The organism is Pseudomonas sp. 2, from assembly GCF_056627435.1.
On record NZ_JBWXNG010000017.1, the window covers coordinates 71874 to 94210 of the forward strand.

General features: G+C 63.2%; 20 protein-coding genes. 12 read left to right on the forward strand and 8 right to left on the reverse strand.

The window, feature by feature from the left end; translation table 11 throughout:
* Nucleotides 1–44: 44 nt before the first annotated feature.
* Both AC1MEK_RS23955 and AC1MEK_RS23960 read right to left on the reverse strand, forming a co-directional pair.
* Nucleotides 45–1628: a rhodanese-related sulfurtransferase gene (locus AC1MEK_RS23955; RefSeq protein ID WP_480398813.1), complete on the reverse strand. Its 1584-nt coding sequence runs from the start codon at nucleotides 1626–1628 to the stop codon at nucleotides 45–47.
* A complete protein-coding gene (locus tag AC1MEK_RS23960) occupies nucleotides 1625–2230 on the reverse strand; it encodes a cysteine dioxygenase family protein (RefSeq protein WP_480398756.1) in 606 nt (201 codons plus the stop codon). Before AC1MEK_RS23960 ends, AC1MEK_RS23955 begins: the two co-directional genes overlap by 4 nt.
* Nucleotides 2231–2420: 190 nt before the next feature.
* Between AC1MEK_RS23960 and AC1MEK_RS23965 the strand changes: the two genes are divergently transcribed.
* The gene (locus AC1MEK_RS23965; RefSeq protein WP_480398757.1) at nucleotides 2421–3326 is read left to right on the forward strand and encodes a LysR family transcriptional regulator; all 906 of its coding nucleotides are present in this window, start codon (nucleotides 2421–2423) and stop codon (nucleotides 3324–3326) included.
* Between the two features lie 136 nt (nucleotides 3327–3462).
* On the opposite strand, the gene AC1MEK_RS23970 is transcribed toward AC1MEK_RS23965, so the two are convergent.
* The 4 genes from AC1MEK_RS23970 to AC1MEK_RS23985 form a co-directional block, all read right to left on the reverse strand.
* On the reverse strand, nucleotides 3463–4551 hold the full coding sequence (locus tag AC1MEK_RS23970) for an LLM class flavin-dependent oxidoreductase (RefSeq protein ID WP_480398758.1): 1089 nt from the start codon (nucleotides 4549–4551) through the stop codon (nucleotides 3463–3465).
* 284 nt (nucleotides 4552–4835) lie between these two features.
* Nucleotides 4836–5246, reverse strand: coding sequence for a PA2817 family protein (locus AC1MEK_RS23975; RefSeq protein ID WP_480398759.1), 411 nt, complete (start codon nucleotides 5244–5246; stop codon nucleotides 4836–4838).
* Nucleotides 5247–5346: 100 nt separating this feature from the next.
* Nucleotides 5347–5550 carry a hypothetical protein gene (locus tag AC1MEK_RS23980; RefSeq protein WP_480398760.1) on the reverse strand — a complete coding sequence of 68 codons (204 nt, stop codon included), beginning with the start codon at nucleotides 5548–5550 and terminating at the stop codon, nucleotides 5347–5349.
* A gap of 226 nt (nucleotides 5551–5776) precedes the next feature.
* A complete protein-coding gene (locus AC1MEK_RS23985; RefSeq protein WP_480398761.1) occupies nucleotides 5777–8221 on the reverse strand; it encodes an acyl-CoA dehydrogenase in 2445 nt (814 codons plus the stop codon).
* A gap of 223 nt (nucleotides 8222–8444) precedes the next feature.
* Here AC1MEK_RS23985 and AC1MEK_RS23990 point away from each other — a divergent pair, with 223 nt between their 5' ends.
* The 3 genes from AC1MEK_RS23990 (at nucleotide 8445) to AC1MEK_RS24000 (ending at nucleotide 10978) form a co-directional block, all read left to right on the forward strand.
* On the forward strand, nucleotides 8445–9068 hold the full coding sequence (locus tag AC1MEK_RS23990) for a glutathione S-transferase family protein (protein ID WP_480398762.1): 624 nt from the start codon (nucleotides 8445–8447) through the stop codon (nucleotides 9066–9068).
* Between the two features lie 201 nt (nucleotides 9069–9269).
* Nucleotides 9270–10202, forward strand: a complete 933-nt coding sequence (locus tag AC1MEK_RS23995) for an ABC transporter ATP-binding protein (protein WP_480398763.1) — start codon at nucleotides 9270–9272, stop codon at nucleotides 10200–10202.
* Complete coding sequence (locus tag AC1MEK_RS24000) at nucleotides 10199–10978, forward strand: ABC transporter permease (RefSeq protein ID WP_480398764.1); 780 nt, start codon at nucleotides 10199–10201, stop codon at nucleotides 10976–10978. Before AC1MEK_RS23995 ends, AC1MEK_RS24000 begins: the two co-directional genes overlap by 4 nt.
* A gap of 152 nt (nucleotides 10979–11130) precedes the next feature.
* Here AC1MEK_RS24000 and AC1MEK_RS24005 read toward each other — a convergent pair whose 3' ends face one another.
* On the reverse strand, nucleotides 11131–11646 hold the full coding sequence (locus AC1MEK_RS24005; protein WP_480398765.1) for a DUF2062 domain-containing protein: 516 nt from the start codon (nucleotides 11644–11646) through the stop codon (nucleotides 11131–11133).
* A gap of 154 nt (nucleotides 11647–11800) precedes the next feature.
* Here AC1MEK_RS24005 and AC1MEK_RS24010 point away from each other — a divergent pair, with 154 nt between their 5' ends.
* The 8 genes from AC1MEK_RS24010 to AC1MEK_RS24045 all read left to right on the forward strand — a co-directional run bounded on the left by AC1MEK_RS24010 (nucleotide 11801) and on the right by AC1MEK_RS24045 (nucleotide 18856).
* The gene (locus AC1MEK_RS24010) at nucleotides 11801–14017 is read left to right on the forward strand and encodes a DNA internalization-related competence protein ComEC/Rec2 (protein WP_480398766.1); all 2217 of its coding nucleotides are present in this window, start codon (nucleotides 11801–11803) and stop codon (nucleotides 14015–14017) included.
* A gap of 84 nt (nucleotides 14018–14101) precedes the next feature.
* Complete coding sequence (locus AC1MEK_RS24015; RefSeq protein ID WP_480398767.1) at nucleotides 14102–14776, forward strand: MotA/TolQ/ExbB proton channel family protein; 675 nt, start codon at nucleotides 14102–14104, stop codon at nucleotides 14774–14776.
* The gene (locus AC1MEK_RS24020; protein ID WP_480398768.1) at nucleotides 14773–15204 is read left to right on the forward strand and encodes an ExbD/TolR family protein; all 432 of its coding nucleotides are present in this window, start codon (nucleotides 14773–14775) and stop codon (nucleotides 15202–15204) included. The genes AC1MEK_RS24015 and AC1MEK_RS24020 overlap by 4 nt, the downstream gene beginning before the upstream one ends.
* On the forward strand, nucleotides 15204–16199 hold the full coding sequence (gene lpxK / locus AC1MEK_RS24025; RefSeq protein ID WP_480398769.1) for a tetraacyldisaccharide 4'-kinase: 996 nt from the start codon (nucleotides 15204–15206) through the stop codon (nucleotides 16197–16199). The genes AC1MEK_RS24020 and lpxK overlap by 1 nt, the downstream gene beginning before the upstream one ends.
* A gap of 17 nt (nucleotides 16200–16216) precedes the next feature.
* Nucleotides 16217–16402, forward strand: a complete 186-nt coding sequence (locus AC1MEK_RS24030) for a Trm112 family protein (RefSeq protein ID WP_274132214.1) — start codon at nucleotides 16217–16219, stop codon at nucleotides 16400–16402.
* Nucleotides 16399–17163, forward strand: a complete 765-nt coding sequence (kdsB, locus tag AC1MEK_RS24035; RefSeq protein ID WP_480398770.1) for a 3-deoxy-manno-octulosonate cytidylyltransferase — start codon at nucleotides 16399–16401, stop codon at nucleotides 17161–17163. Before AC1MEK_RS24030 ends, kdsB begins: the two co-directional genes overlap by 4 nt.
* Nucleotides 17160–18179, forward strand: a complete 1020-nt coding sequence (gene murB / locus AC1MEK_RS24040) for a UDP-N-acetylmuramate dehydrogenase (protein ID WP_480398771.1) — start codon at nucleotides 17160–17162, stop codon at nucleotides 18177–18179. The genes kdsB and murB overlap by 4 nt, the downstream gene beginning before the upstream one ends.
* Nucleotides 18180–18247: 68 nt before the next feature.
* Nucleotides 18248–18856, forward strand: coding sequence for a nucleotidyltransferase family protein (locus tag AC1MEK_RS24045; protein ID WP_480398772.1), 609 nt, complete (start codon nucleotides 18248–18250; stop codon nucleotides 18854–18856).
* A 152-nt stretch (nucleotides 18857–19008) separates the two neighbouring features.
* On the opposite strand, the gene rne is transcribed toward AC1MEK_RS24045, so the two are convergent.
* Nucleotides 19009–22263 carry a ribonuclease E gene (gene rne, locus AC1MEK_RS24050; protein WP_480398773.1) on the reverse strand — a complete coding sequence of 1085 codons (3255 nt, stop codon included), beginning with the start codon at nucleotides 22261–22263 and terminating at the stop codon, nucleotides 19009–19011.
* Nucleotides 22264–22337: the final 74 nt, after the last annotated feature.

Here is a 22337-nt window from a genome sequence, read left to right on the forward strand (position 1 = left end):
CGCCTGGAGAAGGGGTCGGCCGCACAGGTTGGACAGGTTTGAAATCAGATCACGTAAAAGCCATGGGTGCCGTCGCGAGCCAGTTGCTCGACCAGGCCGAATTCCCAGTCCAGGTAGGCCTGCATGGCTTCGCGAGGGGCCTCGGTGCCTTCATAAGGACGGCGATAACGGTCGATGCGCGGCGAGGCCAGGTGGCTTTCGCCGGCTTCCAGGGCAAAACCCGCCTCGATCCAGCTGGCGGTGCCGCCACCGAGCAGGAACACCGGCTTGCCGGTCAGGGCTTCCACCTCAGGCACCACCAGGCGCGCCAGTTTGCTGCTGCCGCAGGTCAGCACATAACGCTCGGCGGCGGGGATTTTCTGCAGCGCGCTCGACAGATTGGCGCGTAGCGTCCACCAGGCGCCGGGAATGTGCTGTTTGACGTAATTGGCGCTGGCGGTGAAGTCCAGCACCGCGACGCCGCCGTGCTGCTGCCACTGGCGCAGAGTCTCGGCGCTGATTTCCTCGACTTGCCATGGCGTCGGGATCGGCGCGTTCCAGGCGCCTTTCTCGGCGAAATCACGCGGCTTGAGGCCGTCGAGGACGAACACCTCCCAGCCCATCTGTGCCAGCCACGAGGCCGACATGTTGGCTCGCACGCCATCGTCGTCCACCAGCACGATCCGTGCGCCGCGCACGCTGGCGAAGTGGTCGGTTTCCTGCACCAGCTGGCCGCCCGGTGTCGAGCGCGCGCCCGGCAGATGCCCGGCCTCGAATTCTTCCGGGGTGCGCACATCGAACAGATAGGTGGTGCGCTTCAGGTCAGCTTGCCATGACTCCAGATCCGCCCGGGTGCCGCGTTTGACCTTCGCCGCATCTGCGACTTTTCGTGCATCGGCCTGGGCGGTTTTCTGCGTCTGCTCGCTGACGTTTCCGGCCCGTCGCGTCTGCCCGTGATCCAAGGTCTGCCCGGCCAGCAGCCAGCCGATGGTGCCGTTGCGCAGGGCGGAAATCGGATTCGGCAGGCCGGCATTCACCAGCGACTGAGTGCCGATGATGCTGCGGGTGCGCCCGGCGCAGTTGACGATGATCCGGGTCTTGGGATCGGGCGCCAGTTCCCGGGCGCGCAACACAAGCTCAGCTCCGGGCACGCTGACGCCGGTGGGGATGCTCATGGTCTGGTATTCATCGAAGCGGCGGGCATCGAGCACGACTACATCGGCCTTGCTGTCGAGCAGCGCCTTGACCTCTTCGGCCGCTAGCGATGGGGTGTGACGGTGATGCTCGACCAGTTCGCCGAATGATTTGCTCGGCACGTTGACGTCGATGAACAGCTCGCCGCCCGCGTCGCGCCAGCCCTGCAGGCCGCCTTCCAGGGCTTTGACGTCGGTGTAACCCAGCGCCGCGAGGCGGGCGAGGGCCGGCTGGACCAGACCTTCGCCGTTGTCATACAGGGTGATTTCGGTGTCGCGGCGCGGAATGCGCGAGAACACTTCCAGCTCCAGTTTCGACAGCGGGATGTTGGCCGCGAACAGCGGGTGCGCTTCGGCAAACGGAGCTTCTTCGCGTACGTCCACCAACGCCACTTCCTGATGGTTCAGCAGGGCATTTCGGATATCGCTGTAGGATCGAGTGCTTTGAGTCATCAGTTCGGGTTCTCTTTGGACAGGTCCCAAATGTTGGGCAGATAGGCATTGGAATAGCCGGAAATGAACAGTTTTTCGCTGCCGTCAGCGTGATAGACGGCCCGCTTGACCGCGCCGATGTTGGCGCCGTACACGTGAATGCTGATCGACACCTGATCGGCGAAGGCATTGCTGACCTGATGGATGTCGTTGCTGCGTGGCGACAGGGCCTCGACATGGCCGGGTTCCAGCCGAATCGCCGGCCCTTCCTTTTCAAGCCTGCCATCGACGCTGCGGGCGAAGCCCTGGGAGTATTCGGCGCCGCGCAGCATGCCGATCAATCCCCAGACCCGATGGTCGTGAATGGGCGTCGTCTGACCCGGCCCCCAGACAAAACTGACGATCGAGAAGCGCTGGCGGGAGTCGGCGTGCAGCAGAAATTGTTGGTAGCGATCGGGGTCGGGAATGGCGAACTCTTCGGGCAGCCAGTCATCGTGCCTGACCAGTTGCCCGAGCAGCTTGCCGCCGCGATGCAGCAGGTCGGTTTCGTGGGGCTGGCTGTCGACCAGCTCAGCCAGCGCGCCGATGAAGGCCCGGAGTCGTTCGGGGTGTCGAGAGGTAGGCATGGCGGCTCCGTATCAGGTGTATAGGCACAATATAAGCATAATGCTGACGTTTAATATGCTATTTATTAATGATTAGGTTATAACGAAAAAGCATTTGATAACCGCATCGAAGGTGGCCGGGCTATCCATCGGTCGCGATTGGAATTATGCTTTTTGCCTATCTCTTGCCTTTTTTATATGTGCCTTTCGAATGAAAATTGATGATATCGATGCCTTCGTGGCCGTCATTCGCTGCCAGTCCATCAGTCATGCCGCCGAATCCCTGGCCCTGACTCAGCCTGCGATCACCCGCCGGGTACAGAACTTCGAGCAGGCGCTGGGCGTCGAGCTGTTTGATCGCAACACCAAGCCGCTCAAGCCTACGCCCATCGGCCTGCAGGTGTATCAGAAGTGTCTGGCAATCCTGCGGGAAATGGACTCGTTGCGTGAACTGGTCGCCAACGACGCACCGCCCAGTGGCCTGTTGCGCCTGGGCGTGCCGCAGACCATCGGTGATGTGGTGCTGCTCGATGCGCTCAAGCAGTTGCGCGGCCAGTTCCCGGAGTTGCGGGCCCAGGTGGCCACCGGCTGGGGCAGCCATCTGGTGAGCAAGATCGAAAACGGCGAGCTCGATGCGGCGGCGGCGCTGTTTCCCGCCGGCAAGATTTTCCCCGAAGGCATCATCGGCGAGTCCATTGGCAAGATGGAACTGGTGGTGGTCTGCGCCACGGACCTGCTGCCGAAAAAGCCGGTCAAGCTGGCCGACTGTTATGAACAGGGTTTTGTGCTCAATCCCGATGGCTGCGGTTTTCGCGCAGGCTTGCAGCGCACCCTGGCCGATCAGGGCCTCGGCCTGAAGGTCAATCTGGAGACTTTCGGCACCGAGCTGCAACTGGGGCTGGTGGCCGACGGCATGGGGCTGGGGCTGGTCCCGCGTCCGTTGTTCGAACGCAGCGCGCACCGGGCATCGTTGGCGGTGATGCCGCTCAAGGATTTCAAGCCGGTGATGGACTTGTGGCTGATCTACCCGCGGTTTCTGGGGAATCTGCAGGCGCCGGTGGCGTCGTTCGGGCGTTTGGTGGCGGGGGCGTTGAAGCAAGGACAGGAAGCTGCATAAATCAGGCGTGCGCGGTCAAGCTGTAGGAGCGAATTCATTCGCGAAGGGCGTCTCAGGCGATACAACTACATCGCCTGTACGACCGCTTCGCGAATGAATTCGCCCCTACAGAGGAAAATGCATCCAGTCCCGTGAATCAGGCGACCTTCTCGCGCTTCTCCTGCTCGCGCCTGGCCACCAGTTCACGGGTCAGCGGGATGAGTTTTTTGCCGTAGTCGATGGCATCGTCCAGCGGGTCGAAGCCGCGAATCAGGAAGGTGGTAATCCCCAGATCGTAGTAATCAAGCAGCGCTTCGGCGACCTGTTCGGCGGTGCCCACCAGCGCGGTCGAGTTGCCCTTGGCCCCCAGCAGCCCCGCGATGCCGGTCCACAGGCGCTTGTCCAGACGCGCGCCCTGGGCTGCGGCTTGCAACAGGCGTTTGGAGCCCTCGTTGGCTGGCTCGCGGCGTTCGAAACCGCTGGCCTGGGCCAGCGCCTTGGCCCGCTCCAGGATACTGTCGGCGCGGGCCCAGGCCTTTTCCTCGGTCTCTGCCAGAATCGGCCTCAGCGACAGGCTGAAACGAATCGTGCGGCCGTGCTTCGCCGCTTCAGCGTGCACCTGTTTGACGATGTCCCTGACCTGCTCGTAAGTCTCGCCCCACAATGCGTAGACATCCGCATGCTTGCCCGCCACTTCGATGGCCGCCTGGGACGCGCCGCCGAAATATAACGGGATATGTGGCTGTTGGGGTGATTTGACCAGCGAATGAGCGCCCTCGAACTGGTAATAAGTGCCGTGATGGTCGAAGGGTTTTTCCTCGGTCCACTCCTGGCGCACCACGCTCAGGTATTCGTCGGTGCGGGCATAGCGCTCGTCCTTGCCGATAAAGCTGCCGTCGGCACGCAGTTCCTGATCGTCGCCCCCGGTAATGATGTGCACGGCCGTGCGCCCGCCATTGAACACGTCCAGCGTGGTGAATTGCCGGGCGGCGACGGTGGGGGAGATGAAGCCCGGGCGGTGGGCGACGAGGAATTTCAGTTTTGTCGTGACGCTGGCCGCATAAGAGGCGACGAAGGCGCTGTCCGGGCTGTTGGAGTGGTAGGCCACCAGGGCGCGATCGAAGCCTGCTTCTTCATGGGCGCGGGCGACTTTTTCCACGTAGTCGGGCTGAATCGTCTGACCGCTGCGAGGGTGGATTTCCGAGCCGGGTTGCGTGGCGATGTAGCCGATGAATTCGACGCTCATGACAATTCCTTGTGTGGATGAATGACCGGGCGCAGAGGTCCGCGCCAGCGCATGTCAGCAACATAAGGGCTTGTGGAAGGGCTGTGAAATTCGATTTGGCGCTAAGCTAATTATAAAAGTAATGCATTTAGCAGATGTTTTTATATTAAGCGTGCGCAGAATGCGGGTGCTGCCAACGGTATGCCTGCCCCTACGCACCGTAGCAGTCCGGCTTGCCGGCGACAGCGATTTCGAAACCGCTGTCGCCGGCAAGCCGGACTGCTACGGGAGTCAGCGCGGAGCCATCAGTGCTTCGGCGCATCCTGGGACAGGGCCAGCAGCTGCTTTTCCTGATTCCAGTCGAACGGCTCGTCGTTCTCTTCGGCTTCGAAGCGACGCTCTTCGAGCGCGGTGTACATGTCGATTTCTTCGTCGGGCATGAAGTGCAGGCAGTCGCCGCCGAAGAACCACAACAGGTCGCGTGGCACCAGATGGGCGATCTGTGGATAACGCTGGATCACCTGGCACAGCAGGTCCTGGCCCAGGTACTGGCTTTCGATCGGCTCCACCGGCAGCAGGGCGATCAGTTCGTCATAACGCTCTACGAACAGGTCATGACTTTCTTCGGGAACCTGTTCCGCTTCACCCAGCGCGACCAGGATGCCGCGCAGGTGCGTCAGCAGGTTCAGGGTGTGGTCGAGATTGGTGTTGGCCATGATGAGGTCCTCAGAGACAAAAACAGGCGCGGGAGTATAGATCCCCCCACAGCCCGCCGATAGCCCGCCAAGGACCTGCGGTCGTGTCCAATGCCCGGGCCTAGTGCCAGAGCCCGGCCAGGTAGCGATGCCCCGCTTCGGTCAGGGCCAGGTCTAAGAAGGTGTTGTCGTGGCTGGGTTGGCGGGTCACGAAGCCGATGAGTAACAGCGTTTGCAGGGTCTGGGTGGGTTTGCCGTGTTGCAGGTCCTCCCCCGAGGCGATTTCGGCAAGCAGGCAGCGATGAGTCATGCGTTGATCGATCATGATGCGTCCCCCTGGTGTTTTCTTGTTGTTACCGGGGAGTGTAGGACAAGGTTCGGGGATATGCAGGCTAGAGCGGTGGATTCTGTTTATAGACATTGGTCGAACGATGCAAATCCTCGTAGCAGCACGGCTTGCCGGCGGTTGCGATCTGTCTGTGACGAATGTACCGCCTGACACAACGCCCCGCCGGCAAGCCGTGCTGCTACGGGGCGTGGTGGCAGGGATGTCAGCGGATCTTGCCTTCGCTTGGCTTGAGCTGCTCCTTGTCGAAATCATCCACATCGATGACCTTGCGTCGCGCTGCTTCGGCAGCGCGCAGCTTCTCGGCCTCGGCCGCCTGCAACACGCCAGCGTTCAACGCCGCATCGATCAGATGCTCGCCGGCCGTGGGTCTGACCTGACCACTCTTGACCCCTTGATGCAGCTTGGCGTGCACGGCTTTGCCGTCGTTCAAACGGTCCGCCGCGTGCTGCAGCGCACCCACCGCGTCGTCTTCGGATGTGGGGCGGTAGCAACCGGCAAGCACCGACTCCAGCGCCGGGTCGCCTTTGCTGCGGCCGAGAATCTGCGCCACCTCGGCATCCAGCGCATCCGACGGCCCTTTGTGGCGGCGACCGAAGGGGAACACGATCACTCGCAGCAACCCACCCAGAATCCGGTTCGGGAAGTTGTCGAGCAAGGCATCCAGCGCGCGCTCCGACTGGCCCAGCGCTTCCTCCATCGACCAGCGAAACAGCGGCGCCAGCGTTTCGGGGTAGTCCAGGTCGTGATAACGCTTGAGCGCCGCCGAGGCCAAGTACATATGGCTCAGCACATCCCCCAGCCGTGCCGACAGACGTTCGCGACGTTTCAGCTCGCCGCCGAGCAGCATCATCGACAGGTCGGCGAGCATGGCGAAGGCCGCGGCCTGACGATCCAGGGCACGGAAATAGCCCTGGCTCAAACGGTCGCCCGGCTGCTGCTCGAAGTGGCCCAGGCCCAGATTCAACACCAGCGTGCTGGCGGCGTTGCGCACGGCAAAGCCGATGTGCTGTAGCAGCAGATCGTCGAACTCAATCACCGCCTGGTCGTGATCTTCACGCCCGGCCAGGGCCATTTCCTTGAGCACGAAGGGATGGCAGCGAATCGCGCCCTGGCCGAAGATCATCAGGTTGCGCGAGAGGATGTTTGCGCCTTCCACGGTGATGAAAATCGGCGCGCCTTGCCAGGCGCGGCCCAGGTAGTTGTTTGGACCCATGATGATGGCCTTGCCGCCGTGCACGTCCATGGCGTGGGTGATGCACTCGCGGCCCCGCTCGGTGAGGTGGTATTTGAGGATCGCCGACAGCACCGACGGTTTTTCCCCCAGGTCCACCGCATTGGCGGTCAGCATCCGCGCGCTGTCCATCAGCCAGGCGTTGCCGCCGATACGCGCCAGAGCTTCCTGAATGCCTTCGAAGGCGGCCAATGGTACGTTGAATTGTTCGCGAATCTGCGTGTACTGGCCGGTGACCAGGCTGGCGTGCTTGGCCGCACCAGTGCCGACTGCAGGCAGGGAAATCGAACGGCCCACCGACAGGCAATTCATCAGCATCATCCAGCCCTTGCCGAGCATGGCCTGGCCGCCGATCAGGTACTCCAGCGGAATGAACACGTCCTTGCCCGAGTTCGGTCCGTTCATGAAGGCGGCGCCCAGCGGCAGATGGCGACGGCCGATTTCCACGCCCGGGGTGTCGGTGGGAATCAGCGCCAAGCTGATGCCCAGATCCACTTCGTCGCCCAGCAGGTGCTCGGGGTCGTAGGCCTTGAAGGCCAGGCCCAGCAGGGTCGCGACCGGGCCCAGGGTGATGTAGCGTTTTTCCCAGTTCAGGCGCAGGCCGATCACTTCCTCACCTTGCCACTGGCCTTTGCAGATGATCCCGGTGTCGGGCATGGCGCCGGCGTCGGAGCCTGCCAGCGGGCCGGTCAGGGCAAAGCAGGGAATGTCGTCGCCGCGGGCCAGGCGCGGCAGGTAGTGATTGCGCTGCTCGTCGGTGCCGTAGTGCAACAGCAGTTCGGCCGGGCCCAGCGAGTTGGGCACCATGACGGTCGAGGCCAGATCGCCGCTGCGGGTCGCCAGCTTCATCGCCACCTGCGAGTGAGCGTAGGCCGAGAAGCCCTTGCCGCCGTACTCCTTGGGAATGATCAGGGCGAAAAAACCGTGTTCTTTTATATGGGTCCAGGCTTCGGCGGGCAGGTCCATCGCCTGGCCGATTTTCCAGTCGCTGACCATGGCGCACAGCGCTTCAGTCGGGCCGTCGATGAAGGCCTGTTCTTCCTCGGTCAGTTGGCTTTTGGGATAACCCAGCAGCGTGTTCCAGTCCGGGCGGCCGCTGAACAGTTCGCCGTCCCACCAGACCGTGCCGGCATCGATGGCATCGCGTTCGGTCTCGGACATCGGCGGCAACACTTTCTGGAACCAGGCGAACATCGGCGCGCTGAAATAGCGGCGGCGCAGGTCCGGCAGCGCCAGGGGCAGGGCCACCGCCAGCCACAGCAACCAGGGAATCACCATCCAGCCGTGGGCATGGCTGAACGCCCCCATCGCCAGCAGATAAACCGCGACAATCCCAAGGGCAGGGAAGGGCGCAACACGCCGATGAGCCAGCCAGGCCACACCGACCACCAGAACCACGATCCACAACAGCAGCATAGAAATCCCTCCGTAGAGACGGCGAAACAGACGCCGTCGAGCGCGCGGGCAAGCCTCTGGCCCGTGCATCGATAGTGACCCCGCCCTGTTATGGGAGTTCGAACGCTGGCCGATGCGCTTGACCCTGTGGCTCTAATACCCGCTTGATGGCGCTGTCAGGTAGACTGCGCTGCACAGGCATATGCCACTAATTCACCGTCACCACGGGCAGGAGAATAAAAAGATGCTGAAAATCTGGGGCCGCAAGAACTCCTCCAACGTTCGCAAGGCGTTGTGGATCGCCGAAGAACTGGGGCTTGAGTACCAATCGATCAATGCCGGCGGCGCTTTCGGCCTCAACGATCAGCCCGAGTATCTGGCCAAGAACCCCAACGGCGTGGTGCCGATGATCGAAGACGGTGACTTCGTGCTGTGGGAATCCAACACCATCGTGCGTTACCTGGCCGCGCAATATGGCGCAGGCACCGGGCTCTATCCTGCCGAGCCCAAGGCCCGCGCCCAGGCGGACAAATGGATGGACTGGACCACCTCGACCTTTGCCGGTCCCTTCCGCACGGTGTTCTGGGGCGTGTTGCGCACGCCTGCCGAGCAGCAGGACTGGACTCAGATCAACGCCGCCAAGGCGACGGTCGAGAAGCTGCTGGGCATCGTCGACAAGGCGCTGGCCAGCCAGCCGTATCTGTCCGGCAGCGCGTTCGGCATGGGCGACATTCCCTTGGGCAGCTTCATTTATGCCTGGCTGGAGATGCCGATCGAGCGCAGCGAGCTGCCGCACCTCAACGCCTGGTACGAACGCCTCAAGCAGCGTGACGCCTACCGCAAGGCGGTGATGACGCCGCTGACCTGAACGCCCGCCGCGTTAAATTAATATCTACTATCAATAGAACTCGCTGTACTTGCGCGGCCTCGGCAAGCAACATGAACGTCCGAGCCGCGTATGCAACGGGGTATTTCAGAAGGCAGGCTTTCTGACCTTCCGATCCGTGCAGCGGTCGCTTTTGTATTCGTCTTCGTTTTCCCTTTTCCTTTTACTGGTGTGTTTTCAGTCATGAGTTCAGCTCTGTCCATCCGGCAGCTAACCAAGACCTACGGCAATGGATTCCAGGCCCTCAAGGGCATTGATCTGGATGTTGCCGAGGGTGATTTCTTCGCATTGCTCGGCCCCAACGGCGCCGGCAAATCCACCACCATCGGCATCATCTCCACCCTGGTGAACAAGACCAGCGGCACGGTGAACATCTTCGGCCACGACCTGGACCGCAACCCGGCGCAGCTCAAGCGCTCGATCGGCGTGGTGCCGCAGGAATTCAACTTCAACCAGTTCGAGAAGACCTTCGACATCGTGGTGACCCAGGCCGGTTACTACGGCATCCCGCCGAAGGTCGCCAAGGAGCGCGCCGAGCAGTACCTGACCCAGCTCGGCCTGTGGGACAAGCGCGGCGTGCCGTCGCGTTCGCTGTCCGGCGGCATGAAGCGCCGCCTGATGATCGCCCGCGCGCTGATTCACGAGCCGCGTCTGCTGATCCTCGACGAGCCCACCGCGGGCGTCGATATCGAGCTGCGCCGTTCGATGTGGACCTTCCTCACCGAGCTGAACCAGAAAGGCATCACCATCATCCTCACCACCCACTACCTGGAAGAGGCTGAGCAGCTGTGCCGCAACATCGGCATCATCGACAAGGGCACCATCGTCGAGAACACCGGCATGAAACAGTTGCTCAACAAGCTGCACGTGGAGACCTTCCTGCTCGACCTCAAGGACCCGATGCAGGTCGCGCCGCAACTGGCCGGCTACCCGTCGCGTCTGGTGGATAACCACACCCTGGAAGTGCAGGTCGACAAGACCGTCGGCATCACCGCGCTGTTCGCCCAACTGGCCCTGCAGAACGTTCAGGTGCTGAGCCTGCGCAACAAGACCAATCGCCTCGAGGAGCTGTTCGTGTCCCTGGTGGAAAAGAATCTGTCGAAGGTGGCGGTATGAGTTCGGAGCTGCGCCCCAACCTGATCGCCATGAACACCATCGTCTACCGCGAAGTGCGCCGTTTCATGCGCATCTGGCCGCAGACCCTGCTGCCGCCGGCGATCACCATGGTTCTGTACTTCGTGATCTTCGGCAACCTGATCGGCCGGCAGATCGGCGACATGGGTGGCTTCACCTACATGCAGTACATCGTGCCGGGCCTGATCATGATGTCGGTGATCACCAACTCCTACGGCAACGTGGTCTCGAGCTTTTTCGGCGCCAAGTTTCAGCGCTCGGTGGAAGAGCTGATGGTGTCGCCGGTCTCGCCGCACACCATCCTGATCGGCTACACCATCGGCGGCGTGCTGCGCGGCCTGGCGGTGGGCGTTATCGTCACCATCCTGTCGATGTTCTTCACCGATTTGCAGGTGCATCACCTGGGCGTGACCATAGTCGTGGTGCTGCTGACGGCGACGATTTTCTCGCTGCTGGGCTTCATCAACGCGGTCTTCGCACGTAACTTCGACGACATCTCGATCATCCCGACCTTCGTCCTGACGCCGCTGACCTACCTGGGCGGGGTGTTCTACTCGATCAACCTGCTGCCGCCGTTCTGGCAGACGGTGTCGCTGGCCAACCCTGTGCTGCACATGGTCAACGCGTTCCGCTTCGGGATTCTGGGGGTTTCGGACATCAAGATCAGCATCGCCCTGGCGTTCATGGTCGTTGCGACCGTCGTGCTGTACTTGGGCTGTGCTCGCCTGTTGGTGAGCGGACGCGGGATGCGCCAATAAACAACGGCGCTATGCCGCGCTCCTTGTGGGAGCCGGCTTGCTGGCGAATGCTGTGTGTCATTCAACATCTGAGTGACTGACCCGACGTATTCGCCAGCAAGCCGGCTCCCACGGCCTTCGGCCAGAATCAAAAGCGATGGTCGCCGCAACGGTTATCCGCGTTTCGCCTTGCGCTGGCGCCACTGCCGCCCCACCCACCAGCGCCAGTACGCCATTGTCCCGAAGTACCCCGCCAGCCCCAGTACTACACCCGCCACCAGCGAGCCCAGCAGAAACGGCTGCCACAGCGTCGAGAGCTGGCCGCTGATCCATTCCCAGCTCATCTCGTCCGGAAAACTGCGCGGCGGCAGGCCCATCAACAGGGCGCCGATCTTGTAGGTGCAATAGAACACCGGCGGCATGGTCAGCGGGTTGGTCAGCCAGCACAGGCTGACGGCGATCGGCATGTTGGCGCGCACCCAGACCGCCAGGAAGGCCGCCAGCAGCATCTGCAAGGGCATGGGCATCAAGGCGGCGAACAGGCCGACGCCCATCGCGCGGGCCACCGAGTGGCGGTTCAGGTGCCAGAGGTTCGGGTCGTGCAGTAGGCGACCCAAAAAGCGTAAGGACTTGTGTTCCCGGATGCTGTTCGGATCGGGCATGTAGCGTTTGATCAGGTGACGTGGCATTCGGTGATCCGGCGGCTGCAGCAGAAAATTCGGGCAAGTATGCATGGATGGTGACGGATACAAATTCAGACTTTGTGACAATTAATAAAAAGCGGGTTTCGTCCCGTGGGCTAAGTCAGGTGGGTGCCTTTCATCCATCGACAAGGAAAGCCGTATGCGTACAGGGATGCTGGCGTTTGCGCTGGGCTTACTGGCCCTGCGTTTTCTGCCCGTGTTACCGCCGGTCTGGTGGCTGCTGCTGATGCCTGTGCTGGCGTTGATGCTGCTGCCGTTTCGCACCTATCCGCTGGCGCTGTTCCTGTTCGGGTTGACCTGGGCCTGCTTCTCAGCCAAGTCCGCGCTGGATGATCGGCTGCCCCATCGGCTCGACGGCCAGACCCTGTGGCTCGAAGGCAAGGTGGTCGGGCTGCCCGTCGCGATGGACGGCGTGGTGCGCTTTCAGGTCGAGAGCCCGCAGTCGCGGCGCACGTCGCTGCCCGAGCGGATTCGCGTCGCCTGGTATGGCGGCCCGCCGGTGCAGAGCGGCGAACGCTGGCGGCTGGCGGTCAAGCTGCAGCGTCCGGCAGGCCTGGTCAATCCTGGAGCCTTCGATTACGAAGCCTGGTTGCTGGCTCAGCGCATTGGCGCCACGGGCACCGTGCTGGACGGCCAGTTGCTCGAGGCGGGCAAGGGGTCATGGCGCGATGGCATCCGTCAGCGTTTAGGGGCGGTCGATGCCCAAGGGCGTGAGGGCGCACTGGCCGCGCTCGTGATGGGTGACGGTTCAGGGTTGAGCCCTGTCGACTGGCAGGTGTTGCAAGACACCGGGACGATCCATCTGCTGGTAATTTCCGGGACGCACATCGGGCTGCTTGCCGGGCTCTTGTACGGACTGGTGGCGGGGCTGGCGCGTTGGGGATTGTGGCCGCAGGCCATTCCCTGGCTGCCCACGGCCTGCGGGCTGGCCTTCAGCGGCGCGCTGACTTATGGCGTGCTGGCAGGGTTCGAAGTACCCGTGCAACGCGCCTGCCTGATGCTCGGGCTGGTGCTGTTGTGGCGCCTGCGCTTTCGCCATCTGGGCGTGTTGTTGCCGTTTCTGATCGCGCTGAATCTGGTGCTGGTCGCCGAGCCCTTGAGCAGCCTGAGGCCGGGGTTCTGGCTGTCATTTGCCGCGGTGGCGATCCTCATGCTGATCTTTGGCGGCAGGCTCGGCGCCTGGAGCTGGCTGCGCAGTTGGTCCCGCGCCCAGTGGCTGATCGCCCTGGGTTTGCTGCCTGCGTTGCTGGCGCTGAACTTGCCGGTGAGCCTGAGTGGCCCGCTGGTCAATCTGCTGGCCGTGCCCTGGGTCAGTGTTTTCATCCTGCCATTGGCCTTGATGGGGACGTTTCTTCTGCCGATAGCGCCCCTTGGCGAGGGATTGCTCTGGCTGGCGGGCGGTTCGATGGGCGCCTTGTTCGAGGTGCTGGGCTGGGTGGCCGACAAGGCGCCCGCATGGACCGGGCTGGCGGTGCCTGTGTGGGTCTGGCCTCTGAGCCTGTGCGGCACGCTGTTGTTATTGCTGCCGGCAGGGCTGCCGCTGCGACCGTTGGGCTGGCCGATGTTGCTGTTGTGCGTGTTCGCACCCCGCACAGAGATACCTACCGGCCAGGTTCAGGTGACACAACTGGACGTGGGGCAGGGGCTGGCAATCCTGCTGCGCACCCGCGACCACACACTGTTGTTCGATGCGGGGCCGCGGGTGGCCGATGTCGACATGGGTGAGCGCGTGGTACTGCCGGCCATTCGGCGGGCCGGGGTGAAGCATCTGGACACGATGCTGCTCAGTCACGCCCATCTCGATCATACCGGCGGAGCCCAAGCGATTCAGCGGGCGCTGCCGGTGCGGCGGATTCTCGCGGGCGATCACGAGCGCATGCCTGAGGATCTGGCGGCGGACGCCTGTCGCGACGGAGAAACCTGGACCTGGGACGACGTCACCTTCACCACCTGGATCTGGGCCCAGGCCGTCGAGAGCAATCCGGCGTCCTGCGTGCTGCGGGTGGAGGCACAAGGCGAACGCCTGTTGCTCACCGGCGACATCGACATCCACGCCGAACGCGCGATGCTGGAACAGGGCTTCGATGTCAGGGCCGACTGGCTGCAAGCACCCCATCACGGCAGCCGCACGTCATCGTCGAACAGGTTCCTGCGCGCCGTGGCGGCGCGCGGGGTGCTGATTTCCCGGGGCCGCAATAACTCGTTCGGCCATCCTCACCCATGGGTGATGGCGCGTTACCAGCGGTTGGGCATGCAGGTCCTCGACAGTGCCGAGCAGGGCGCGGTGACCCTGCAACTGGGTACGTTCGGCGATGTGCAGGCCGAGCGTAGGACGCGTCGCTTCTGGCGTGAATGAAAAGACTGGTTTTTCGTCGCCGTGTTCGGTGAGGCCGCGACGCTATGTTAGAGTACCGCCACTTTTTTTCAGGGGGTGGTCGCTGTGTGGGAGCTGGTCAAATCTGGTGGCTGGATGATGCTACCGATCATTTTGAGTTCCATCGCCGCCGTCGGGATCATCATCGAGCGTCTGTGGACCCTGCGCGCCAGCCGCATTACGCCACCGCACCTGCTCGGTCAGGTGTGGCGCTGGATCCAGGACAAACAGCTTAGTAGCGACAAGCTCAAGGAGCTGCGCGCCGACTCGCCGCTGGGTGAAATCCTCGCAGCAGGCCTGGCCAACTCCCGCCATGGTCGCGAGATCATGAAGGAGTGCATCGAGGAAGCTGCCGCCCGCGTGATTCATGAGCTGGAGCGCTACCTGGCGACCCTGGGCACCATCGCTGCGATGGCGCCACTGCTGGGTCTGCTGGGCACGGTACTCGGCATGATCGACATTTTCAGCTCGTTCACCGCCACCGGCATGACCGGCAATGCGGGCATGCTCGCCGGCGGCATCGCCAAGGCACTGATCTGTACCGCGTCCGGCCTGACCGTGGCGATCCCGACCATCTTCTTCCATCGCTACCTGCAGAACCGCGTCGACGAACTGGTGGTCGGCATGGAGCAGGAAGCCATCAAGCTGGTGGAAGTGGTGCAGGGCGACCGTGACGTCGACCTGACCGACGCTCAGCCGGACCTCAAGGCCGCTGCACGCGGCGAGGGTCGCAAGAAGTGAAATTCCGCCGTCGCAAACCCCGGGAGACCATCGACATCAACCTGGTGTCGCTGATCGACGTGGTGTTCATCCTGCTGCTGTTTTTCGTGGTCACCACCACCTTCACCCGTGAAACCCAGTTGCGCGTGGACCTGCCACAGGCGGTCACCGGTGCCTCGGCCGATGATGTCGACAAGAAACACGTCGACATCACCATCAATGCCGATGGCGTGTATTCGGTGAACAACACGCTGCTGGCCGACAGCAAGCTGGACACCCTGATCGACGCCTTGCAGAAGGAGTCGGGCGGCGATACCAGCCTGCCACTGTCGATCAGCGCCGACGGCAAGACCCCGCATCAGGCGGTCATCACCGCGATGGACGCCGCCGGCAAGCTGGGTTTCGCCCACCTGCGCATGACCACTGTCGAGGCCGCATCGGGTAACTGATGGCACTCACCGACCGCTTGCTCGATGCCTGGTACAACGGCCATCCGGCCCTGACCCTGCTGCGTCCGCTCGAATGCCTGTATCGCCGGGTGGTGGGCAAGAAGCGCGCGCGCTTCGAGGCCGGGCAGGGGGATATCTACAAGGCACCGGTGCCGGTGGTGGTAGTCGGGAATATCACCGTGGGCGGCACGGGCAAGACGCCACTGATCCTGTGGATGATCGATTATTGCCGTCGTCGCGGCCTGCGCGTAGGCGTGGTCAGTCGCGGTTACGGCGCCAAGCCGCCGAGCCTGCCATGGCGGGTGCTGGCGCAGCACAGTGCCGAGCAGGTGGGCGATGAGCCGCTTTTGATCGTCAAGCGCAGCGGTGTGCCGCTGATGATCGACCCGGATCGTGCGCGGGCGGTGCGGGGCCTGCTGGCGCAGGAGCCGCTGGACCTGATCCTCACCGACGACGGCCTGCAGCATTACCGCCTGGCCCGTGACCTGGAACTGGTATTGATCGATGCCGCGCGCGGCCTCGGTAACCGCCGCTGCCTGCCCGCAGGCCCGCTGCGCGAGCCGGTCGAGCGCCTGCAGAGCGTCGACGCGCTGCTCTACAACGGCGCCTTCGAGGACCGCGACGACGGTTATGCCTTCACCTTGCAGCCCTCGGCGCTGGTCAACCTGCTGACCGGCGAGCGCCAGGGCGTGGACTATTTCCCGGCCGGTCAGGCGCTGCATGCCGTGGCCGGGATCGGCAATCCTCAACGTTTCTTCAAGACCCTCGAAGGACTACACTGGCGGCCTGTTCCTCACGCATTCGCCGATCATGCCGTCTTCAGTGCAGAGGCGCTGGCGTTCACGCCCGCCCTGCCGCTGGTCATGACCGAGAAAGATGCCGTGAAGTGTGCCTCCTTCGCGGCGGCCGACTGGTGGTACCTGGCGGTGGAGGCCGTGCCTTCCCCGGCGTTCGTCAGTTGGTTCGATTCACAGTTAACCCGTCTTCTTCCATGACCCGTTCAGGATCCCCTATGGACACCAAATTGCTCGACATCCTCGCCTGCCCGGTCTGCAAAGGTCCGCTCAAGCTCAGCGCCGACAAGACCGAGCTGATCAGCAAGGGCGCCGGCCTGGCTTTCCCGATTCGTGATGGCATTCCGGTCATGCTGGAAAGCGAAGCGCGCACCCTGACCACCGACGAGCGCCTGGACAAATGACTGCAGCGTTTACCGTTGTGATTCCGGCGCGCTTCGGCTCCAGCCGGTTTCCGGGCAAGCCGCTGAAGACCATCGCGGGCAAGCCGATGATCCAGCACGTCTGGGAACAGGCGCGCAAGAGCAGCGCCCAGCGTGTGGTGGTGGCCACCGACGATCAGCGCATCATCGAGGCGTGCCAGGCGTTCGGCGCCGAAGTGCTGATGACCCGCGACGACCACAACTCCGGCACTGACCGTCTGGCTGAAGTGGCGTCCCTGCTGGGGCTGGCCAACGATGCCATCGTGGTCAACGTACAGGGCGACGAGCCGATGATCCCGCCGGCGGTGATCGATCAGGTGGCCGACAATCTGGCCGCCCACACCGAAGCGCGCATGTCGACCCTGGCCGAGCCCATCGATGATGTGGCGGCGCTGTTCAACCCCAACGTGGTCAAGGTCTGTTCGGACATCAACGGCCTGGCGCTGACGTTCAGCCGCGCGCCGCTGCCCTGGGCGCGGGATGCGCTGGCCAAGACTCGTGACGAATTGCCCGAGGGCGTGCCGTATCGCCGACACATCGGCATTTACGCCTACCGCGCCGGTTTCCTGCATGACTTCGTCAGTTGGGGCCCGTGCTGGCTGGAAAACACCGAAAACCTCGAACAGCTGCGTGCCCTGTGGCATGGCGTGCGGATTCACGTCGCCGACGCGCTGGAGGCGCCGCCTGCCGGTGTCGACACCGCCGAGGATCTGGAACGCGTGCGACGCCTGCTGGAGGTTTGATGCTGCAGGTGCAATCGGATGTTTCGCTCAAGCCGTTCAACACCTTTGGTGTAGACGTGAAAGCCCGCTGGTTCGTCGATGCCCATGACGACAGCGACGTACGTGAAGCGCTGGCGTGGGCGGCAGAGCGGGGCGTCGAGGTGCTGGTGGTCGGTGGCGGCAGCAACTTGCTGCTGACCGGCGACGTCGACGCGCTGGTGCTGCGCATGGCCAGTCGCGGGATTCGCATCACCCACGAGGATTGCGGCGGTGCGATCGTCGAAGCCGAGGCCGGCGAACCCTGGCATCCGTTCGTGCAGGACATGCTGGCACGCGGCCTGTCAGGGCTGGAAAACCTCAGCCTGATCCCCGGCACGGTCGGCGCTGCACCGATGCAGAACATCGGCGCCTACGGTGTCGAGATCAAGGATGTTTTCCACAGTCTCGTGGCGCTGGATCGCCAGAGCGGCGAGTTGCGCGAGTTTTCGGTGCAGGACTGCGCCTTCGGTTACCGCGACAGCGTGTTCAAGCACGAGGTTGGCCGCTGGCTGATCCTGCGCGTGAGGTTCAAGCTGAGTTTTGCCGCCAGCCTGCATCTGGACTACGGTCCGGTGCGGCAAAAGTTGCAGGAACAAGGCATCCAGTCACCGACGCCGATCCATGTCAGTCGTGCGATCTGTGCGATTCGCAGCGAGAAATTGCCCGACCCTGCCGTGCTGGGCAACGCGGGCAGCTTCTTCAAGAATCCGGTGGTGTCCGCCGAGCTGGCCGAGCGAATCAAGCAGGCGCATCCCGGGCTTGTGGGTTATCCACAGCCTGACGGCCAGGTGAAGCTTGCAGCCGGCTGGCTGATCGAACAGGCGGGCTGGAAAGGCTTTCGCGAGGGCGATGCCGGCGTTCATGCGCTGCAATCGCTGGTGCTGGTCAATTACGGCTCGGCCACCGGTCGGCAGTTGCTGAACCTGGCGCAGCGCATTCAGGCCGATATTCTCCAGCGCTTTGGTGTTTCGCTGGAAATGGAGCCTAATCTCTATTGAGGCCGGGTGGTGTTTTCGGCCCGGCTTTTGCTTTTTCCGGTCCCATCTGCCACCCATGAGTACACGCCATGAGCCAAACCCTGTGCGCCATCGTTCTCGCTGCCGGGCAGGGAAGCCGCTACCGGCAGGTGGCGGGCGCGCATCGTAACAAGCTCCTGGCGCAATGCACGGGGCGTGATGGTGTCGAGCGCTGCGTTCTGGAGCATGTACTGTTCAATCTGCGTGCAGTGGTCGACAGGGTCGTGCTGCTGACCCGTCCCGATTATTCCTGTGTCGCCGAGATCGGCCTGCGTCATGGCTGCGAGGTCGTGGTGCTGGACTCCCCGGGGATGGGCGACAGCATCGCCGCAGCCGTGGCGGCGGAACCGGATCACCGCGGCTGGATCATCGCCTTGGGCGACATGCCGTTCATTCATGTGGATACCCTCGAACGAGTGGTTTCTTCGGTGGAGCCGGATGCGATCAGTGTGCCGGTGCATGACGGTCGGTATGGGCATCCCGTGGCGTTTGGTCGTGAGTTCGGTGCCGCTTTAATGGCGTTGACGGGCGAGAAGGGCGCAAAGAAGCTGTTTGACGGGGCCCGGGTGCTGGAGCTTCAAGTAGACGATCCTGGCGTGCTGTGGGATGTGGACGTGCCTTCGGCGCTGGAGTTCAAGGGTGCATCACCCCTCTTGTAGGAGCGAATTTATTCGCGAATGGCCGGTGCAGTCGATGCATTTCTATCGCCTGCAAGATTTTCGCGAATGAATTCGCTCCTACAGTTTTAGAGACGACAGGTACAAAAAAGCCCCACCTGCTCACACAGGTGGGGCTTTTTATCGGCCGAAGATTACACGAGCGGCTTGTGCTCTTTGCTCTCTTCCAGCTCTTCACCGTTTTCAGTCACGACTTCCCGTGCTGGCTCGAAAGCCGGGGCAGGGGCGGCAACTGGCGCCGGCGCAGCCACTTCAACCTGAGGTGCGGCAGCCGCAGCGGCCTCGGCTTCTTTCTGCAGGCGCTCTGCTTCCAGACGACGACGGCGAACTTCACGAGGATCGTTCGGCGCGCGGCCGGAGCTGGCCATCGGCAGTGCAGGCTTTTCGGCAGCCACAGGGGCTGGAGCTGGCGCTGGTTCGACAGCAGCCGGGGCTGCGACGATTTCCGGGGCGGCCAGTTCAACCGCTGCTGGTGCAGGTGCGACAGGCTCGGCGACGGCTTGCTCAACAACCGGCTTTTCGACAACGGCGGATTGCTCGATCACAGGCTCGGCGGCTTTCGGCGCTTCGACAGGTGCTTCGACGATCGGTGCAGGGGCCGGAGCCGCTTCGGCGACAGGGGCTTCTACAGCAGGAGTCTCTGCAACAGGCGCTTGTGCAACCGGAGCCTCTACAGCAGGCGCTTCGACAGCTGGTGCCTGAACTTTCTCGGCGGCCGCTTTGACCTGACGCTCGAAGGGGCTGAGGCTGGCGTCGAACTGTGCCACTTCGACCTGCGGCATGATCGAACGCTTGACCGGCGCGGCAGGTGCCTCGACGGCAGGCGCTTCAACGGTTTCAGCCTTCTCGACGGGCGCCGCTTCGACAGCCGCGGTTGCGCGCTCTGCCTGACGGTTCGCTTCGGCTTCGGCCGGGGCGCTGATCACGGTTTCGGCAACGGCAGCAGTGACAGCCAGGCCTGCGGCGATTTCCGCACCGGCGCCTTCGCTGCGAACCTGTGGCGCGGCGTCTTCGGACTGCTCGCCTTCGCCGCCTTCGATCACGTCACCGTTGGCGTCACGCTGACGCTCACGACGGTTGCTGCGACGACGCTGGCCACGGGAGCGACGACGAGGACGATCGCCTTCGGCGGCTTCCTGGTTGTCATCCTGCAGCTCTTCGTTGTTCAGCTGTGCGTCGTCTTCGGCAGCCGCTGCGGCCTGCTCGGTACGGGCCTGGCGCTCTTCACGCGGTGGGCGTGGCTGACGCTCTTCACGTGGGGCACGCTCAGGGCGCTCTTCGCGAGGTACGTTGACCGCCGGGGCGGCGTCCAGAGGCTCGCGCAGTTCACGCACGCGCTCTTCACGCGGCTTGCGTTCACGTGGCGCACGCTCTTCGCGAGGGGCACGCGGCGCGCGCTCTTCACGCGGTGCGCTGTCTTCGCGGGCTTCACGTGGCTCGCGCGGGGTGCGTTCTTCACGCGGTGCACGCTCTTCACGCGGGGCACGTTCCTCACGTGGCGCGCGTTCTTCGCGCTCGGCACGCGGAGCACGTTCTTCACGCGGCTTGCGGTCTTCGTCGCGACGGCCATTGCGGTTGCGGCTCTGCTGGCGACCGTTGCGACGCTCTTCGTTGCGTGCAGGGCGTTCGGCAGCTGGCTTCTCGACCACGGCGGCAGGTGCGGCTGGCTCTTCCTTGGTGGCGAACAGGCTGACCAGCGACTTCACCAGGCCCTTGAACAGGCTTGGCTCGTGAGCGACTGGCGCCGGAGCGGCAGGTGCTGGCGCTTCGGTCGGAACCGGTGCGTTGGCTCGGGCCGGAGCGGTCTTGACCGCGGCTTCCTGGCGAACCAGGGTGCGGGTCGCGGCAGTCGGCTGAACTTCTTCGGCTTCGGCGGCGGCCGCAGCGATTTCGTAGCTGGACTGCAGGCTGTGGGCTTCAGGGCTGTCGTCACGCAGGCGCTGCACTTCGAAGTGCGGCGTTTCCAGGTGATCGTTCGGCAGGATGACGATGCGCGCACGGGTACGCAGTTCGATCTTGGTGATCGAGTTGCGTTTTTCGTTGAGCAGGAACGCGGCGACCGGGATCGGCACCTGGGCGCGCACTTCGGCCGTGCGGTCTTTCAGGGCTTCTTCTTCGATCAGGCGCAGGATCGCCAGCGACAGCGATTCGACGTCACGGATGATGCCGGTGCCGTTGCAGCGCGGGCAGACGATGCCGCTGCTTTCGCCCAGGGATGGACGCAGGCGCTGACGGGACATTTCCAGCAGACCGAAACGCGAGATGCGACCCACCTGCACGCGGGCGCGGTCGGCTTCCAGGCATTCGCGGACTTTTTCTTCCACGGCGCGCTGGTTCTTGGCCGGGGTCATGTCGATGAAGTCGATGACGATCAGGCCGCCGATGTCGCGCAGACGCAGTTGACGGGCGATTTCCTCGGCCGCTTCAAGGTTGGTCTGCAGGGCGGTTTCTTCGATGTCGCTGCCTTTGGTGGCGCGCGCCGAGTTGATGTCGATGGACACCAGGGCTTCGGTCGGGTCGATGACGATGGAGCCGCCGGAAGGCAGTTCGACCACGCGCTGGAAGGCGGTTTCGATCTGGCTTTCGATCTGGAAGCGGTTGAACAGCGGAACGCTGTCTTCGTACAGCTTGATCTTGCTGGCGTACTGCGGCATCACCTGGCGGATGAAGGTCAGGGCTTCTTCCTGGGCCTCGACGCTGTCGATCAGGACTTCACCGATGTCCTGACGTAGGTAATCGCGGATGGCACGGATGATGACGTTGCTTTCCTGGTAGATCAGGAACGGCGCGGCGCGATCCTGGGACGCTTCCTTGATGGCGGTCCACAGTTGCAGCAGGTAGTCGAGGTCCCACTGCATTTCTTCGCTGCTGCGGCCAAGGCCGGCAGTGCGCACGATCAGGCCCATGTCGGCAGGGGCGACCAGGCCGTTCAGCGCTTCGCGCAGTTCGTTGCGCTCTTCGCCTTCGATGCGGCGGGAGATGCCGCCGGCACGCGGGTTGTTCGGCATCAGGACCAGGTAACGACCGGCCAGGCTGATGAAGGTGGTCAGGGCGGCGCCCTTGTTGCCACGCTCTTCTTTCTCGACCTGAACGATGACTTCCTGGCCTTCGCTCAGGACTTCCTTGATGTTGACCCGGCCTTCAGGGGACTTCTTGAAGTATTCGCGGGAGATTTCCTTCAGCGGCAGGAAGCCGTGACGCTCGGAGCCGAAGTCGACGAAAGCCGCTTCCAGGCTGGGTTCGATGCGCGTGATCCGGCCTTTGTAGATGTTGGCCTTCTTCTGTTCGCGGGCCCCGGATTCGATGTCCAGGTCGTATAGGCGCTGGCCGTCTACCAGCGCGACACGCAACTCTTCGGGTTGAGTTGCGTTAATCAGCATTCTTTTCATGTAGTACCGTCGGTTTCCGGGCTGCCGGAAACGGCGTTCGGCACACACGACTTCTCACGGTCGGTGTCAGGGCA